General features: G+C 69.3%; 12 protein-coding genes. All 12 read left to right on the forward strand.

The genetic code is table 11. The features are described from left to right. Nucleotides 1-57 precede the first annotated feature (57 nt). The 12 genes from pncB (at nt 58) to MIC98_RS05140 (ending at nt 17,208) form a co-directional block, all read left to right on the forward strand. Nucleotides 58-1,236, forward strand: a complete 1,179-nt coding sequence (pncB, locus tag MIC98_RS05085; protein WP_239736253.1) for a nicotinate phosphoribosyltransferase — start codon at nt 58-60, stop codon at nt 1,234-1,236. A gap of 302 nt (nt 1,237-1,538) precedes the next feature. Beyond that, nucleotides 1,539-2,717 carry a UDP-N-acetylglucosamine 2-epimerase (non-hydrolyzing) gene (gene wecB / locus MIC98_RS05090; RefSeq protein WP_239736255.1) on the forward strand — a complete coding sequence of 393 codons (1,179 nt, stop codon included), beginning with the start codon at nt 1,539-1,541 and terminating at the stop codon, nt 2,715-2,717. A 9-nt stretch (nt 2,718-2,726) separates the two neighbouring features. After that, nucleotides 2,727-4,922: a cellulose biosynthesis cyclic di-GMP-binding regulatory protein BcsB gene (locus MIC98_RS05095; RefSeq protein ID WP_239736258.1), complete on the forward strand. Its 2,196-nt coding sequence runs from the start codon at nt 2,727-2,729 to the stop codon at nt 4,920-4,922. 6 nt (nt 4,923-4,928) lie between these two features. Then, complete coding sequence (locus MIC98_RS05100; RefSeq protein WP_239736260.1) at nt 4,929-7,073, forward strand: glycosyl transferase family protein; 2,145 nt, start codon at nt 4,929-4,931, stop codon at nt 7,071-7,073. Continuing rightward, nucleotides 7,070-9,862: a hypothetical protein gene (locus tag MIC98_RS05105; protein ID WP_239736262.1), complete on the forward strand. Its 2,793-nt coding sequence runs from the start codon at nt 7,070-7,072 to the stop codon at nt 9,860-9,862. Before MIC98_RS05100 ends, MIC98_RS05105 begins: the two co-directional genes overlap by 4 nt. A 20-nt stretch (nt 9,863-9,882) precedes the next feature. After that, nucleotides 9,883-10,911, forward strand: coding sequence for a twin-arginine translocation pathway signal (locus MIC98_RS05110; RefSeq protein ID WP_239736264.1), 1,029 nt, complete (start codon nt 9,883-9,885; stop codon nt 10,909-10,911). Nucleotides 10,912-10,966: 55 nt separating this feature from the next. Further along, nucleotides 10,967-12,040, forward strand: coding sequence for a cell division protein FtsQ (locus MIC98_RS05115; RefSeq protein ID WP_239736266.1), 1,074 nt, complete (start codon nt 10,967-10,969; stop codon nt 12,038-12,040). Nucleotides 12,041-12,053: 13 nt separating this feature from the next. Further along, nucleotides 12,054-13,631 carry an MBOAT family O-acyltransferase gene (locus MIC98_RS05120; protein WP_239736268.1) on the forward strand — a complete coding sequence of 526 codons (1,578 nt, stop codon included), beginning with the start codon at nt 12,054-12,056 and terminating at the stop codon, nt 13,629-13,631. A gap of 18 nt (nt 13,632-13,649) precedes the next feature. Next, nucleotides 13,650-13,883 carry a phosphopantetheine-binding protein gene (locus tag MIC98_RS05125; protein WP_239736271.1) on the forward strand — a complete coding sequence of 78 codons (234 nt, stop codon included), beginning with the start codon at nt 13,650-13,652 and terminating at the stop codon, nt 13,881-13,883. Between the two features lie 28 nt (nt 13,884-13,911). Continuing rightward, nucleotides 13,912-15,390 carry an AMP-binding protein gene (locus MIC98_RS05130; RefSeq protein ID WP_239736274.1) on the forward strand — a complete coding sequence of 493 codons (1,479 nt, stop codon included), beginning with the start codon at nt 13,912-13,914 and terminating at the stop codon, nt 15,388-15,390. Next, nucleotides 15,387-16,070, forward strand: a complete 684-nt coding sequence (locus tag MIC98_RS05135) for an alginate O-acetyltransferase AlgF (protein ID WP_239736276.1) — start codon at nt 15,387-15,389, stop codon at nt 16,068-16,070. The genes MIC98_RS05130 and MIC98_RS05135 overlap by 4 nt, the downstream gene beginning before the upstream one ends. 37 nt (nt 16,071-16,107) lie before the next feature. Next, nucleotides 16,108-17,208, forward strand: coding sequence for an acyl-CoA dehydrogenase family protein (locus MIC98_RS05140; RefSeq protein ID WP_239736278.1), 1,101 nt, complete (start codon nt 16,108-16,110; stop codon nt 17,206-17,208). Nucleotides 17,209-17,217: the final 9 nt, after the last annotated feature.

Consider the following 17,217-nt stretch of genomic DNA (forward strand, 5'->3'; position numbering starts at 1 on the left):
AGCGTCGGGGACGTAGCCCCGACCTGCGAGTGCAGGGCAGCGGCGCATAATGCCGCCATGATCATCCAGTCCCTGCTCGACACCGACCTCTACAAGTTCACGATGATGCAGGCGGTGCTGCACCAGCACCCCGGCGCCATCGTCCAGTACCGGTTCAAGTGCCGCACGCCGGGCATCGACTTGGCGCGCTTCATCGACCAGATCAGCGCCGAGATCGACCACCTGTGCAGCCTGCGTTTCACGGTCGAGGAACTGGACTACATGCGCGGCCTGCGCTACCTGAAGCCGGACTTCGTCGATTTCCTCGGCCTGTTCCACCTGGACCGCAAGTACATCGACCTGCGCCCGTCGGCCAGCGTGCCCGGCGAGATCGAACTGGACATCAGCGGGCCGTGGCTGCACACCATCCCGTTCGAGGTGCCGCTGCTGGCGATCATCAACGAGGTCTGGTTCCGCAACACCAGCGAGCCGGATTTCGCCGAGGGCGAGCGCCGCCTGCAGGCCAAGGCTACGCTGCTGCGCGACACGCCCGGTTTCGAGAGTTGCCGCATCGCCGACTATGGCAGCCGCCGCCGCTATTCGCGCCACTGGCACGGGCACATGCTGCCGCTGCTGCGCGATGCGCTCGGTGCGCAGTTCGTCGGCACCAGCAACGTGCACTTCGCGCGGCTGTACGACATGACCCCGCACGGCACGATGGCGCACGAATACCTGCAGGCCTTCCAGGCGCTGGGCCCGCGCCTGCGCGATTCGCAGGTGGCGGCGCTGGAGGCATGGGCGCGCGAATACCGCGGCGACCTCGGCATCGCGCTGTCCGACGTGGTCGGGCTGGAGGCCTTCCTGCGCGACTTCGACATGTATTTCTGCAAGTTGTTCGATGGCGTGCGCCACGACTCCGGCGACCCGTTCGCGTGGGGCGACCGCATGCTGGCGCACTTCAGGGCCAACCGTACCGACCCGGCCAGCAAGATCCTGGTGTTCAGCGACGGCCTGGACATCGACAAGGTGATGCGGCTGTACGACTACTTCCGTGGCCGCTGCCAGGTGGCCTTCGGCATCGGCACCAACCTCACCAACGACCTCGGCCCCACGCCGCTGAACATCGTCATCAAGATGGTCCGCTGCAACGGCCAGCCGGTGGCGAAGTTGTCCGACTCGCCGGGCAAGAGCATGTGCGACGACCTTGGCTACCTGGCCTACCTGCGACAGGTGTTCGGCCTGGACGATGCCAGGTGAAGCGGGTGGGGAACATCGATCCGCGCGCGCGCCGGCGGTCTCTTACGGTGGCGCCCTAGCATCGTCACTCCCTTCCCGGAGAAGGGGCGTTCATGCATGCGCGTGGCCGCGCCGTCATCCGCGCATTGCCACCCTGAAGGGAGATGGTTGCGCCCGCATGCGATTGCGGACCGACGGCAAGTGACGGATCGCGTCACTATCACCAGAAGCGGGCTGGCCGTATGGCCTACTGGCGCAGGCGAAGCACTTGCCCTAGAATTTGCGTGACGGACATCACAATTATTCCGCACGGAGCATCGTTGGTGAAGGTTCTTTCCGTTTTTGGCACCCGTCCGGAAGCAATCAAGATGGGGCCGCTGGTCCGGGCGCTCGGGGAAGCGCAACACATCGAATCGATCGTCTGCACCACGGGCCAGCACCGGGCGATGCTGGACCAGGTGATGTCGCTGTTCGGCATCGTCCCGGCGCATGACCTCGACGTCATGGTCGCCAACCAGACCCTCAACGGGCTGTGCTCGCGCTTGTTCGAACGGCTGGACGCGCTCTACGGACAGGTGAAGCCGGACCGCGTGCTGGTGCATGGCGACACCACCACCGCGATGACCGCGGCGGTGGCGGCCTTCCACCGCCGCATCCCGGTCGGTCACGTCGAGGCCGGCCTGCGTACCGGCGACGTGCAGCGCCCCTGGCCGGAGGAAATGAACCGCCGGGTGATCGACGTGGTTTCCGACTGGCTGTTCGCGCCCACCGCCAGCTCGCGCGCGAACCTGGAGCGCGAGCACCTCGGCGGCCGCATCGTCGTCACCGGCAACACCGTCATCGACGCCCTGCGGCAGACCGTGGCGCGGCTGGATGGCGACGGCGCGCTGCGCGCTGCGGTGGATGCGCCGTTCGGCATGCTCGACCCGCGGCGCCGCCTGCTGCTGGTGACCGGCCACCGCCGCGAGAGCTTCGGCAGCGGCTTCGAGAACATCTGCCGCGCGCTGGCCGAGCTGGCGGCGCGTGACGACCTGCAGGTCGTCTACCCGGTGCACCTCAATCCCAACGTGCAGGGGCCGGTCAACGCGCACCTGGGCGGCCTGCGCAACGTGCACCTGGTGCCGCCGCAGGACTACCTGAGCTTCGTGCGCCTGATGCAGCGCGCCGACGTGATCCTCACCGACTCCGGCGGCGTGCAGGAAGAGGCGCCGGCACTAGGCAAGCCGGTGCTGGTGATGCGCGACGTCACCGAGCGCCCGGAGGCCGTGGAGGCCGGCGTGGTGCGGCTGGTCGGCACCGAATCCGCGCGCATCGTCGCCGCGGTGATCGACGCGGTGATCGACGCGATTTCCGCGCCGCCGCCCGCCACCGGGTTCGATCCCGGCGCCAGCCCCTATGGCGACGGCCACGCCAGCGACCGCATCGTCGCTGCCCTGCTCGAGCAGCCGTTCACCGAGTTCCGGCCCGCATCCCGCGTTGCCGCCATCCCTTTCCCTGCATGAAGTGACGCCATGACCCAGACCGGCCGACATTTCCTCCTCTCCCTTGCCACCGCCTCGCTGCTGGTTGCCGCTTCGCCGGCCCGCGCCGCCGACACGGCCGCGGCGCAGTTCGGCGAATGGGCCGGCGACAACGTCGTGACCCGGCAGATGACGCTGCGCGACCTCGGTTTCCGCCAGCCGCTGACGCTCAGCGGGCAGGAGGACAAGCGCGAGATCTACCTGCCGGTGCCGGTCGGGGTGCCGACCCGCGGGGCGCAGCTGCAGCTGGATGGCCGCTACGTGCGCGGCCACACCGGGCGCACCTCGGGGCTGTGGTCGGTGGACGGCGACCCGGTCGCCGCGCGCTCGATCACCGATGCGCAGGGCGACGCCAGCCAGTTGCTGGGCATCGACGGCCTGCCGCGCGACAACGGTTTCGTGCGCGTCGGCGTGGGCTGGTGGTCGGTGGTGTCCGACTACCGTTGCGCCGACCAGAGTGCGCCGGCCAACGTGCTGCGGCTGTCGCCGGATTCGCGCTTCAGCTACCGCTTCGACAGCCGTGCGGTGGACACCGTGGCCAAGGCGTGGGGCGCACTGCCGCCGCGCGTGCGCCTGCTGGTGGATGGCAAGGCGCTGCAGGCGCCGGTCTACGATGCCGCTTGGCGCATCGGCACCGCGCTGCGCAATGGCGGCAAGCGCGTGGACGTGGTGGCGATGCCGGTGGTCGGTGGCAGCGTCGACCTGGGCGGCGTGGCGGTCCCGGCCAGCCTGCGCGGCATTCCCGCCTATGCGGCACTGGCCAGCGGCGGCCGCGACCATCGCATCGCCGACCTGGCCGAAGTGGGCGCGCTGCTGTCCCTGCATGGCGACGGCCCGCTGGCCGCGGACGTGGTGATCGACAGCGAGCCGCTGCGCGCGGCCGTCCGCGCGGCGCTGGATGCGCTGGCCGCCCAGATTGCCTCTGCCGATAGCGATGCCTTCGCCGCCTGGCGCGCGGCATCCATGTCGTCGCTGGAGAAAGGCACGGGCGAGAGTTCGGTGGGCGTGGCCCCGGTCGCCGGCCGGCCGACCCTGCTGGTCAATCCCGCCGCCGGCGCCGAAGTGGCCGGCCTGCTGGGCGAGCAGTGGCGCAGTTATGCCTTGGGCCGCTCGCTGCAGGTCGAGCAGGCCAATACGCCGCCGGTGAGCGAGGACAGCGTTCTGCTCAGCCGCCTGGGCGGCAGCATGGCCGGCACGCTGGAAATCATCGCGCGCGGCGACCGCACCGCCACCTTCGAGCTGGGTGCGCTGTCGGCCGACGGGCGCCTGCCCGAGCAGGTGGTGATCGACGTGTCGGCGGCGCCGAACGCGGCCGGGCAGGGCGCGGTGGCGACGATCTACTTCAACGATTTCCTGCTCGGCGCGCGGGTCCTGAACACCGACGGCAAGCCGCAGCGGCTGGTCGCGCGGGTGCCCGCCTACGTGCTGGCGGCCCGCAACGAAGTGCGGGTGAGCTTCCTGCGCCAACCCGCGCGCCCGTATTGCCATGACCCGGCCACGGCCTTCCCGGTGTCGATCCTGCCCAGCAGCCACCTCAAGCTGGCCAAGCGCGACCTGGGGAACAGCTTCGTCGCCGCCGCCAGCCGGCTGGCGCACACGAACGACGTGTTCGTGCCCAAGGATTGGTTGCAGCAGGCGCCGGCGTCGCTGTCCACGGTGATCGCCATCGCCAGTGCCACCGGCGTCTCGCCGCAAGCGGCGCGCATGCAGGTGGCCGAGGCCGGCGCGGCGATCAAGCCGGAACACCCGTACGTGGCATTCGCGTTGGCGCCGTCGGGCGTCACCCCGGCGGCGCTGGACGGCGGCCACCTGGTGGTGGCCGGCAAGCCGCAGCCGCTGCTGGACCTGGCCGGGCTGGACCATGCCGCCGTGGTGCAGGTGGTGTCGGCCGGCGGCCACACCGGCGTGCTCTACAACACCCTGGGCAGCAGCGCGCCGTCGCTGGACGAGCCGTTCCGGCTGCTGCGCGGCGACCTGGCGGTGCTGGACGGCAGCGGCCGGGTCAGCGACTTCGACAGCCAGGACCCCTACGGCGCGCGCATGGCCGCCGAAGGCGACCCGCAGCCGTGGTGGCGCCAGCACATGGTGTGGCTGCTGCTGCTGGTCGGCGTGGTCGTGTTCATGCTGCTGGCCGCGCGCGTGGCCCAGGTGCGCCGTCGCCGCGCCGCCGCCAGCCAGGGGCATTGACCGGCGGTGAGCAGCCTGTTCTGGAACGTCTGGCTGGGCAACTACTACGCCGCCCTCGAATCGGTGGCGGTGGTGGTTGCCGTGCTGATCCTGATCTCCAGCCTCGATGACCTGTTCATCGACGCCTGGTACTGGGTCCGCGAAAGCTGGCGCACGCTGACGCTGAAGAAGCGCGCGGGCTACCGGCCGCTGACCCAGCAGGACCTGTTGCAGCGGCCGGAGCAGCCGCTGGCGATCATGGTGCCGGCGTGGATGGAATACGACGTCATCGCGCAGATGGTCGAGAACATGATCGACGTGCTCGATTACCACGAGTACGTGGTCTTCGTCGGCACCTACCCCAACGACGCGCAGACCATCGCCGAGGTGGAGCGCATGCAGCGGCGCTACCGCCGCCTGCAACGGGTGCAGGTGCCGCACGCCGGCCCGACCAGCAAGGCCGACTGCCTGAACTGGCTGGTGCTGGCGATCTTCGAGTACGAGCGGCGCAACGGCGTCGAGTTCGCCGGCGTGATCCTGCACGACAGCGAGGACGTGCTGCACCCGATGGAGCTGAAGTTCTTCAACTACCTGCTGCCGCGCAAGGACATGATCCAGCTGCCGGTAACCTCGCTGGACCGCGAGTGGTACGAACTGGTGGCCGGCGTCTACATGGACGAGTTCGCCGAATGGCACGCCAAGGACCTGGTGGTGCGCGAGAGCGTGTCCGGCATGGTGCCGTCGGCCGGCGTGGGCACCTGCTTCTCGCGGCGGGCGCTGCTGGCGCTGAGCGAGCAGACCGGCAACCAGCCGTTCAACACCGAGAGCCTGACCGAGGACTACGACGTCGGCGCGCGCCTGGCGGCGATGGGCATGCAGTCGATCTTCGCCCGCTTCCCGGTGCAGTTCCGCGTGCGGCGGCCGTCGTGGTTCGGCTGGGGCCCGGTGCGCGAGCGCACGGTGAGCATGGCGTTGTGCGTGCGCGAGTATTTCCCCGACAACTTCCGCGCCTCCTACCGGCAGAAGGCGCGCTGGGTGCTGGGCATCGGCCTGCAGAGCTGGGAGACGCTGGGCTGGCGCGGCTCGCTGGCGACCAAGTACCTGCTGGCGCGCGACCGCAAGGGCATCGTCACCTCGTTCGTCAGCATCGTCGCCTACGTGATCTTCCTGCAGTTGCTGCTGTTCTGGGCGCTGCGCGCGGCCGGGCTGTGGAGCCTGCAGTTCCCGACCATCTTCCAGGCCGGCACCTGGCAGATGAACATCGCCCTGTTCACCACCGCCGCGCTGGCGATGCGGGTGGTGCAGCGCTTCTACTTCGTCAACCGGCTGTACGGCTGGGAACACGCGTTGATGTCGATCCCGCGGATGGTGGTCGGCAACGTGGTCAACTTCATGGCCGCCGCCCGCGCGTGGCGCGTGTTCCTGCTGTACCTGCTGTTCGGCAAGCGCATGGTGTGGGACAAGACCATGCACGACTTCCCGTCGGCGTCGCAGCTGGTGCATACGCGCAAGCGCCTGGGCGAACTGCTCACCACCTGGCAGGCCATTGCCCCCGAGCGCGTGGAGCAGGCCCTGCAGCAACAGGAAGGCGGGCGCCAGCAGCCGCTGGGGCGGATCCTCGTATCGCAGGGCTGGCTGGACGACGAGACCCTGGCCGAGGCCATTGCCTTCCAGGGTGACCTGCACCGCGCCAGCATCGACGTGGACTACCTGCGGCAGGGGCAATTCCCGCTGCCGGTCGAGAACTGCGTGCACTGGCGCCTGCTGCCGCTGCCGACCGAAACCACGGACGTATTGCGCGTGGCCGTGGCCAACCCGCTGGCCGAGGCCACGCTGGAGCAGCTGCGGCAACTGGCCGGCGCCACCCGGGTCGAGCAGGAAGTGGCCCGCGAAAGCGAGATCAACGCCGGGCTGCGCCTGATCAACGGCGACAACTGGCGCATCGACAGCGTGCCACTGCTCGGCGACCTGCTGGTGGAAATGAAGCTGATCGACCATGACCGCTTCGAGATGGTGCTGAGCGACTACCGCCCGCAGCGCGACGGCCGCATCGGTGACTACCTGGTGCGCAAGGGCGTGGCCACCGAGCAGGCGGTGGCGCGGGCAATGGAGGAACAGCGGCTGCGTTCGGCGCGTCTGCAGTCGACCCGGGCAGAAACGGAACAGGCATGAAGACCACGTTGCTTTCCAGCGTCATGGCCATCGCCCTGACCGGCGTCGCGTTGCCGGTGCAGGCACAGGAACCGTTGCCGCTGTCCGGCGCGGCCTATCGCATGGCGGAGCAGGCCTTCGCCGCCTACGACCGCGGCGACCATGCCACCGCCTACCGGCAGGCGGCGGAAGCGGCGCGGTTGCGCCCGGACGTGGTACGGCTGCGGCTGCTGCAGATATATGCCCTGCAGAAGCTGGGACGGGCCGACGAGGCGCGCGCGCAGGCGCGCCGCGCGCTGCGGGATGGCCTGGACGATCCGGCGCTGCCTGCCCTGGCTGCAGCGCCGGCCGTCGCCGCCCACGATGTTCGCCCGGATGCGGCCGAACAGGCGTACCAGCGAGCTTTTGCAGTGGCGACCGACGCCTACGATGCCTACAACAACGACCGCATGGCCGAGGCCGCAGCCAAGGCCGAGCAGGCGTTCCGGCAGCAGCCGCAACAGGGCGCCTGGGCGATGCTGTGGATCGCCGCGCTGGAGGCCGGGCAACGACTGGAGGAGGCCGACGCCGCGGTGGCGACTGCGCTGCGGCTGGGGGCACCGAACGTGGTCGACCTGCAGGCCAAGCGTGTGGCGCTGGGCCGGCAGCGTGCGGTGAAGCCGGCACAGGATGGCTACCAGGCGCTGATCGCGCAGGATTTCAAAGCGTCAGTCGAGTTCGCGCAGCAGGCGGTGGAACGCGCCCCGGACGTCGCCTCGCACCGTCTGCTGCTGATCACTGCGTTGATGCTCGATGGCCGTCTGGTCGAGGCAGAGGCCGCCGCCACCCAGGCGCTAGAGAACGACGACGAGGACACCGTGGCCCTGGTCATGCGCGGCTACCTGCGGCAGCGGCAGTCCCGCACCGCGCAAGCCAATGCCGACTTCGACGCCGCCCTGCTGCATGACTGGCTGGATGCCCAGCAACAGCGCAACGTGCGCCTGCTGGCAGTGGATGCCGCGCTCGCCGCGGGTGACCGCACGCGCGCCGTGCGGTTGCTTGCGTCCTTGCGGGACGCCACGCAGGCGGTGGACGAAGACGAGGAGGCGCGCAAGCTCCTTGGCGAGGCGGTGGCACGCCGCGAGAAGGCGTTGCGCGCCGTGCGGAACGATGAGCCATTGACCTTGGCGTCATACCCGGCGCCGTTCCAGCAGTGCCGCGACACGCCCTACGGCACCCAGTGCGAATTGATGCCGGCTGACCTGCAGGGCGATGGCGGCCCCGCCCAGCGCGCCTATGCCGCTTATGGGCGCCAGGATTACCAGGAGGCAATCCGGCAGGCGCGCCAAGCGGTGGAGGAAACCCCGGGCAATGCGACGCTGGAGGGCCTGCTGACCACTGTGCTGGCGGCCGGCGACCGCGAGCAGCAGATACAGGCACGGCAGCGCCTGGACGCGGCACTGGCGGCGCGGCCGGATGATACCGCCCTGCTGATGCAGCGTGGCTACCTGCACCAGCGTGCCGGCGAACCCGAGCGGGCGCTGGCCGACTTCCGTGCCGCCGAGGCCACCGGCAAGGCCCCGCCCACGGTGGTGCTCGACCAGGCCTATGCCCACGCGGCCACCGGCGACAGCCCCCAGGCAGTGACCCTGCTGCGTGGCGCCATCGACAGCGCCGACCTGGGCACGCTGCCGCTGGACAAGGCGCAGCGCTACAACACGCGCAGTTCCATCGCCAACCTCTCGCGCGAGTGGGGCGTGATCACTTCGGCCGGTTTCCGCGGCGCACGCCAGGCCGCCACGAGCCTGGGTGGAGCGGCCATCAGTACGCCGGGCGATTCGGTGTTCGGCACCCTGGAGGCATTCTGGCGGCCGCAGGCGTTGAACAACCGCCACGGCACGCTGGAGGCCTACGCACGGTTGGCCGGTACCCTGTACGACGAGGGAGGGTTGTACGAATCGTTGCTGGCGGTGGACCCGTGCACCGGCGAGGCCACGTCCGATGCCCGTAACCGCGCCGAACGCCTGGGCCATTCGCGCTCGATCGCCGGATGGCCGTCCACGGTCGGCTCGCTCGGCGTGCGCTACGCCTTCGGCCGCACCGGCATCAGTGCCGGCATCGAGCGCCGCCAGTTCCTCGGCAGCGCCACCCGGCAGGGCGGGGTCTATCCCGGGTCGGCGGATATGCAGTGCCGGATCCAGCGGGAATCCAGCCAACCACTGCAAGCCAACCTGCTGGCGCGCTACCGGCTGGGCAGCGACGCCGGTGGCTGGATGTCCTACCTGACCTACGGCTTCTACCACGGTACCGGAGTGCGTACCGATGTGCGCCAGTGGTGGACGGTCAGTGGCTACGCCCAGGCCGGTTACAGCTGGGACGACAATCGCGCGCGCTTCAGCATCGACCGGCTCGACGGCAATGGTGCGCCGGCCGAGCGCCTGCTCGAGTCGGAAGGCCGCCTGCACCGCGAGCAGTTGTTCGCCGCCGCCGAGCTGCGCGTCGGCCGCAGCTTCCGCCCCGGCGGCGACCAGACCCGCTGGGTCCTGACCACCTCGCTGGCGGTCGGCGCCGACTGGATCGACCAACGTTCGCGCGTGCGCGGCATCGAGTACCCGTCGATGCAACGGCAGTCCTTCGCCCTGTCCGATACCCGCCGCAGTTGGTCGCTGGGCGCCGGCCCGGGCGTCGGCGTGCGCTACTGGTTCCGCGAGGACCACTACAACGCCGCGCGCTCCTACCTGGATTTCAACCTGCAATACCGCTTCGCCCTCGGGGGCGGCGACGACCAGCGCGCCAAGGGCCTGTTCGCTACCGCCACCCTGTACTACTGACCACGAATGAGGAATCGCCGATGACCGACGCCCGTACAGAGCGCCGTTCCGAGTGGCTCCGGCCGTTGCTGCTGGCCGGGCTGTGCGCTCTCGCCTGCCATGTTCCCGCGCCTGTGCTTGCCCAGGCGGCCCCCGCGCCGGCCGCCGCCCAGGATTCATCGATCGTGCTGGTCGGCAAGGACGGCTGGCTGTTCCCGGCATGGGGCAGCCTGACCGAGGTCGATGCCGCGGCGATCGACCGCAACACCCGGCTGGTGGTGCAGGCACGGCAGGCGCTGGCCGCCGTCGGGGTACGGCTGGAGGTGCTGGTGCTGCCGGACAAGGCGTTGTTCTACGAAGACCGGTTGCCGGAGGGCAGGCAACTGGGCGACGCGGTGCGCGGTCGCTATGCGCTGATCCATGACGGGCTGGCCGGGGCCGGGATCCCGGCGGTCGATGCGCTGCAGGTGCTGCGCCGGGTCAAGCAGGGTGGGCAAGAGGTGTTCTACCGCAGCGACCAGCACTGGACCCAGGCCGCGGCCGATGCCGTGGCCGGCGAGGTCGCCGTGCAGGTGCGCCAGCAGGTGCCGCGCCTGGACGGCCGGGACGGCAGCGGCATGCCGCTGGGCAGCGAGATCAGGGAGCGCCGCTTCGGCGACTTGGCCGAACTGTTCCTTACCGGGGAGCAACGCAAGGCCATCGGTCGCGACACCTTCACCGTGCGCCGCCAGGCCGAGCAGCAATCCCTGCTGGACGACGCGCCGGCGCCGGTGCACGTCACTGGCCACAGCATGGTGCAACCGTACTTCGGTTTCCCGCAGAAGCTGTCCAACCTGATCGACCGGCCGGTATCGGTGAACTGGAAGCCGGGCAACGTCGGCCACTGGATCGTCCTGCTCGAATACTTGGAGTCGGGCGAGTTCCGCCAGCACAAGCCGCAGGTGCTGGTGTGGCAAATGTTCGGACCAACCTATGCGCAAGGTCCCGATGCCCGCGGCTTGTGGGACAACGCCTCGGTCATGACTTCGGAACAGTGGTTGGCGCGCCTGCGCAAGGCGCTGGGGCAGTGAGCCGATGAACGCGCGTCCCGGTGCCCCGGCACCCTTGCCGCCCCCGGTGCCGCCCGTGGTCCATCGCATTACCGCGGCAACGGTGGTCGTGTTGCTGGTCGTGGGCTTGTGCTCGGGTGCATGGATGCTGTCGCGCGCCCAGTTGCCGGCCTCGCGGCTGGCGCCGGCGCAATGGGCCGACGGCCAGGCGGGCAAGGCCATCAACGAGGCGCTGAAGCTGCCGGTGCAGGCGCAGGCCGACCTGGTCGGCGCCGCGCTGCGCTACCGGCTGCTGGGCGACCTCGGCGAACAGGTCGCGCTTGGCTGCCCGGGCTGGCTGTTCTACCGTGACGGCCTGCGGCCTTCGCCCGCCGCGCATGGCGACGTATTCGGGCAGCGTATGCGACTGATGCGGCATTGGGCTGCGCAACTGCGCGCGCAAGGCGTGCAATTGCTGGTCGTGGCGGTGCCGGACAAGTCGCGCGTCGAGCAGGCGCATACCTGCGGTCTGCGCCATTCGGCGCCGATGCGCGCACGCCTGGATGCCTGGCAGCATGCGCTGGCCGAGGCCGGGGTGCCCTCGGTGGACCTGCGCCAAGCGCTGGAAGGTGCGCCGCAGCCGGTGTTCTTCCGCACCGACGTGCACATGAACGGCGTCGGGGCACAGCGCGCGGCCGACGCGGTGGCGGCCGCGGCCCTGCCGCTGCTGGGCGGCAGGGGCGGGCAGGCCTTCGACGTCGGGGGCATCGGTGCGCCCGGGCCGCGCATGGGCGACCTGATCGTGCTGGCCGGGCTGGAGCATGCCCCGCCGGCGTGGCGACCAGCGCTGGACATGGAGCCGGAGCAGGCGATCGTGCCGGTCCGCGGCGGCGGCCTGCTCGACGACACGCCGCCGGTGGAAGTGCTGTTGCTGGGCAGTTCCAATGGTCGCCGCAGCCTGTTCGCCGAGCGCTTGGGCAACGCCCTCGGCCGCGAGGTCTGGAACCAGAGCATGGACGGCGGCCAGTTTTCCGGTGCGCTGCTGGCGGCATGGCCGCAGCGCGCGCAATGGCCGCCTTCGCTGAAGCTGGTGGTCTGGGAATTTTCCGAAATGGCCCTGTCCTTGCCGTTGACCGACGGCGAGCAGGCGACGCTGGCCGAGATCGACTGAGCGCCGACCGACGATGCTGTTCAACTCCTTCCTGTTCCTGCTGATCTTCCTGCCGGTCACGCTCGGCGTGCACTACCTGCTGGGCGCGCTGCGGCCGCGGCTGGCGGCGTTGTGGCTGTGCGTGGCCTCGATCGTGTTCTACGGCTGGTGGAACCCGCAGTTCGTGGTGCTGCTGGGCGGCTCGATCGCCTTCAATTACCTGGTCAGCCTGGTGATCCTGGCGCTGGCCGGGCGGCCGCGACTGCAACTGCTGGCCACCGCGCTGGGCGTGGCCGCCGACCTGCTGCTGCTGGTGCACTACAAGTATTTCGCGGCGATGGTGAACTTCGTCCACGACATGGGCCTGGCCATCGGCCCGATGGACACGCTGATCCTGCCGCTGGGCATCTCCTTCTTCACCTTCACCCAGATCGGCTACCTGCTCGACTGCCGCGCCGGCACCGTCAACGATCGCAGTCCGCTCAGCTACGTGCTGTTCGTGACCTTCTTCCCGCACCTGATCGCCGGCCCGATCCTGCACCACAAGGAGATGATGCCGCAGTTCAGCAAGCGCGAAAGCTACCGCTTCCACTCCGACAACCTGTCGGTGGGCGGCATGCTGTTCGCCATCGGCCTGGCCAAGAAAGTGCTGCTGGCCGACAGCATCGCGCCCTATGCCGATGCCGGCTTCGCCGCCACCGGCCAAGTGCAGTTCTGGGGGGCATGGGCCGCCGCCACCAGCTATGCACTGCAACTGTATTTCGACTTCTCCGGTTATTCGGACATGGCGCTGGGACTGGCACGGATGTTCGGCATCCGCTTCCCGCTCAATTTCAACTCACCGTACAAGGCGACCAGCATCATCGACTTCTGGGCACGCTGGCACATCACCCTGACCCGCTACATCACCGCCTACCTGTACTACCCGGTGGCGATGGCGGTGTCGCGCTGGCGCAGCCGCGGCGGTCTGCCCAATGGTCCCGGCGCGGTGGCCACCGCCAACGGCTTCGCGTCGCTGATCGTACTGCCCACAGTATGGGCAATGGGGCTGGCCGGCATCTGGCATGGCGCCGGCCTGCAATTCCTGATCTTCGGCCTGCTGCATGCCGGTTACCTCGTCGTCAACCACGCCTGGCGCATCTTCGGCAACGGCCGTAAGCCGGGGGCGCAGCGCGGCGGGCGCCTGCAGCACGTGGCCTGCCTGCTGCTGACCTTCGGCGCGGTGCTGGTGGCACAGGCCTTCTTCCGTGCCGATGGCGTGGCCGATGCGTGGCAACTGGTGCAGGGCATGGCCGGCGTGCGCGGTTGGGAAAGCCTGGGGAACCTCGGCCACCTGGGTGGCCTGGGGCTGGCCGATGGATGGCGGCTGCTGGTGGGCCACCACCTGCAGGCGGCGTACATCGCGGCGATGCTGGCCATCGTCTGGCTGGCTCCCAACGCGCACCAGATCATGGGCGTGTACGGGGCTTCGCTGGCCAAGCCCGATCCGGCGCCGCGGCCATGGATGCGTTGGCAGCCCAACGTCGGGTGGCTGTTGGCGATGCTGGTCCTGCTGGCGCTGTGCCTGCTGAACCTGCACAAAGAAACCCGCTTCCTTTATTTCCAGTTCTGACAAAAGGTGGACCGCCCCATGGACATGCAAGCTCTCCAGAACCAGTTGATCGAAATCGTCGAGGCCGTGATCGGTGCCCGCGTGCAGGCCGACGAGTACATGGAGTCGCTGTTCGACTCGATGTCCAAGGTGCAATTGATGGTCGAGGTGAAGGACCGCCTGGGCGTGACCCTGCCGGTGGACGAGATCGACGCGCTGGTCGAGTCGGTGCAGGTACTGGCCGACTACGTGGCCACGCACCGCAAGCCCTGACCGCCCCCATCCCGCACGGAGCCGCGCCATGCGTTTCGATTTCGACAATTGCCGGTTCGCCGACGTGGAAGCCGCGCCGCGGGCGCCGGCGCTGCATACCGCCGAAGGCACGCTGGACTGGGCTGGCCTGCGCAGCGCCACGGAGGGGTGGATGGCGCGTGCCACGACAGCCGGCGTGCGGCCCGGCCATGCGTTGGCGATCTCCGGGCACAAGCAGGCCGCCTTCGTGGTGGCCATGCTCGGTTGCCTGCGGATGGGCGTGACCTACGTGCCGGTGGACACCATCAACCCGCCGACGCGGTTGCGGCGCATCACCGAGCTGGTGCACGCCATCGCGGTATATGACGCGGCGGCGGATACCTTCCTGCCAGGCGCCACGGCGCCGCGGCCGCTGGCCGTGCCGGACCTGGCCTACATCATGTTCACCTCCGGCAGCACCGGCGACCCCAAGGGGGTGCAGATCGGCCGCGACAGCGTGGCGCTGTTCACCGGCTGGATCCGCGATTGCCTGGCGCTGGGAGAGGCGCCGGCGTTCATGAATCAGATGCTCTTCAGCTTCGACTTCTCGTTGTTCGACCTGTGCGGCGCGCTGGGGTCGGGGGGCTGCTGCGTGCTGTGCCCGCGCGAGGTGATTGCCGACAGCGAACGTTTCATCGACCACTTGCGCGAATCGGACGTGGCGGTCTGGGCGTCCACGCCTTCGTTCGTGCGCCAGCAGATGCTCAACCCGCGCTTCAACGCCGGGTACCTGCCGGCGCTGCGGGTGTTCGTGTTCGGCGCGGAGTCATTGACGTCACGCGTGGCCGAAGAACTGTGGGCGCGCTTCCCGCAGGCGCGCATCGTCAATTCCTACGGCCCCACCGAGGCTACCTGTTCCACCACCTGGGTGGAAATCGACCCGGCCTTGCGCGCGGCCGCTCCCAACCCGTTCCCGATCGGCGTGGCCAAACCCTATGCCGAGGTGTTCCTGGACGATGGCGAGATATGCATGGCCGGTGACCATGTCATGCGCGGCTACCTGGAACGCCCGGACCTGGACGCGGGCGTCCTGTTCGAACATGACGGCAAGCGCGCCTATCGCAGCGGCGACCTCGGCGAGGTGGACGCGCAGGGGCGCTTCTATTTCCGCGGCCGCCGGGATGACCAGATCAAGCTCAATGGCTACCGCATCGAGCTGGCCGAGGTGGACGTGGGCCTGTCCCGGTTGCAGGGCGTGGTCGCTGGCGCGACGGTGGTGCTGCGCCGTCCCGACGGCAGCCTGGTGCGCATGGTCGGCTTCGTCGAGCCAGCACAGCCAGGGCCGGGTGCACTGCAATCGCTGCCTGCATCGCTGCACGATTGGAAACAACAGCTCGAGCGCTACATGCCACCCTACATGATCCCGTCCGAATTGTTCGCAGTGGATGCCCTGCCCACCACCATCAGCAACAAGGTCGATCGCAAGCAACTGGAGCACCGCTACCAGCAGTTGGCACGCACGCTCCGCAGCAAGGAGAAAACGCAATGAAGATGACCGCGATGGCCCTTGCCGTGCTGGCCGCGGCGCTGTCCCCGCTGGCCGCAGGTGCCCCGCAAGCGGGGGAAGGACGCCTGGCGCAGTTGTACGCGCCGCGCCCACCGGCGGGTTCGGCATTCGTGCGGGTGGTCAACCCGGGCGGCAGCGCGCTCGCGGTTGGCGTCGCCAATGGCGCCGAACAGCGCATCGGCCCGGCCATGCGCGCCACCCGCTATGCCATCGTCGAGGGTGGCAAGCCGTTCAACGTGCGCGTGGCCGGCGGAGTGCATGCGCAGCCGCCGGTGGCGGCAGGCAGCTTCACCACGCTGGTGCTGGACCCCACCTCCCCGCAACGGCCGCCGGTCGCACTGGACGATGGCGGCGGCAGCAGCGATGCGCTCAAGGCCGAGATCCGTTTCTACAACTTGGCCGCCAGTTGCCCACAGGGGCGGTTGGCGATGGCGGCCGACGGCCCGGTGGTGTTTGCCTCGGTGGCCGCGGGCAAGAGCAGCGCGCGTGCGATCAACCCGGTCAAGGCACGGTTGGTGGCCGGCTGCGGTGGCAAGGACAGCGCGGCGTTCGAATTGCCTGCGCTGCAACCCGGCGACCACTACAGCCTGTTCCTGACCGGCAGCGTCGGCGCGCCGGCATTGCAGGGCCAGCTCAGTGGCACCGATGCGGTGGGGCGTTGAGCAGGTGGCCGGGCGCCCCGTCTTCCGCGAGGACCACATGCTTTTTCGCGAGCAGGTGCGCCGCTTCATCGGCGAGCGCATCGCGCCGCACTACGCGCAATGGGAGCGCGAGGGCATCACCCCGCGCAGCCTGTGGCGGGCCGCCGGCGATGCGGGCCTGCTCAACTGCCAACTGCCCGAGCCCTATGGCCTGGGGGGTGACTACGGCCATGCCGCCTGCGTGATCGAGGAACTGGCGCGTGCCAACTACCTCGGCATTGGTTTCTCGATCCATTCGGACATGGTCGCGCCATACCTGATGCAATACGGCGGCCAAGCGCTGTGCGAGGCATGGCTGCCGGCGATGGCGAGGGGCGAGGCGATCGGCGCCATCGCCATGACCGAACCGGGTGCCGGCAGCGACCTCAAGGCGATCCGGACCCGCGCTGAGCGCCAGGACGACCATTACCTGCTCAATGGCCAGAAGACGTTCATCACCAATGGCTGCAATGCCGACATGGTGATCGTTGCGGCCACCGTCGCCCCGGAACTGGGTGCGCGCGGCCTGTCGCTGTTCTGCGTGGACATGCGCCTGCCCGGTGTTGCTCGCGGCGCGCCGATGGCCAAGATAGGACAGCACGCGCAGGACACCTCCGAGCTGTTCTTCGACAACGTGCGGCTGCCTGCCGCATCGCTGGTTGGCGAGGAAATGCGCGGTTTCGAGTACATGGCCGAGCAACTGGCGGGCGAACGACTGGCCATCGCCCTGCGCGCGGCGGCCTCGGCCGAGGGCATGCTCGAGGAGACAACGGCCTACGTGCGCCAGCGCAAGGCCTTCGGCCGCAACCTCATCGACCACCAGAACACGCGCTTTGTACTGGCTGACGCCGCGGCCAGGCTGGCAATGCTGCGCAGCTTCCTCGACCAGTGCCTGGGCCGGCAGATGCAGGGCCAATTGGATGCGACCACGGCGGCGATGGCCAAGCTCAACGCCACCGAGATCCAGGGACAGGTGCTGGATGCGCTGCTGCAGCTGCATGGCGGCTATGGCTACAGCAGCGAATACGGCATCGGCCGCGCGTGGGCCGATGCTCGTGCGCTGCGCATCTTTGGCGGCAGCAGCGAGATCCTGCGCGAGATCATCGGCCGCGCGCTGTAGCGGCCGATG

It is taken from the genome of Stenotrophomonas sp. NLF4-10, assembly GCF_022359915.1.
GTDB classification, from domain to species: domain Bacteria; phylum Pseudomonadota; class Gammaproteobacteria; order Xanthomonadales; family Xanthomonadaceae; genus Stenotrophomonas; species Stenotrophomonas daejeonensis.

Coding starts and splice junctions, on each gene's coding strand:
- pncB (WP_239736253.1), top strand. CDS start 58: ATGATCATCCAGTCCCTGCTCGACACCGACCTCTACAAGTTCACGATG.
- MIC98_RS05095 (WP_239736258.1), top strand. CDS start 2,727: ATGACCCAGACCGGCCGACATTTCCTCCTCTCCCTTGCCACCGCCTCG.
- MIC98_RS05105 (WP_239736262.1), top strand. CDS start 7,070: ATGAAGACCACGTTGCTTTCCAGCGTCATGGCCATCGCCCTGACCGGC.
- MIC98_RS05110 (WP_239736264.1), top strand. CDS start 9,883: ATGACCGACGCCCGTACAGAGCGCCGTTCCGAGTGGCTCCGGCCGTTG.
- MIC98_RS05120 (WP_239736268.1), top strand. CDS start 12,054: ATGCTGTTCAACTCCTTCCTGTTCCTGCTGATCTTCCTGCCGGTCACG.
- MIC98_RS05125 (WP_239736271.1), top strand. CDS start 13,650: ATGGACATGCAAGCTCTCCAGAACCAGTTGATCGAAATCGTCGAGGCC.
- MIC98_RS05130 (WP_239736274.1), top strand. CDS start 13,912: ATGCGTTTCGATTTCGACAATTGCCGGTTCGCCGACGTGGAAGCCGCG.
- MIC98_RS05135 (WP_239736276.1), top strand. CDS start 15,387: ATGAAGATGACCGCGATGGCCCTTGCCGTGCTGGCCGCGGCGCTGTCC.
- MIC98_RS05140 (WP_239736278.1), top strand. CDS start 16,108: ATGCTTTTTCGCGAGCAGGTGCGCCGCTTCATCGGCGAGCGCATCGCG.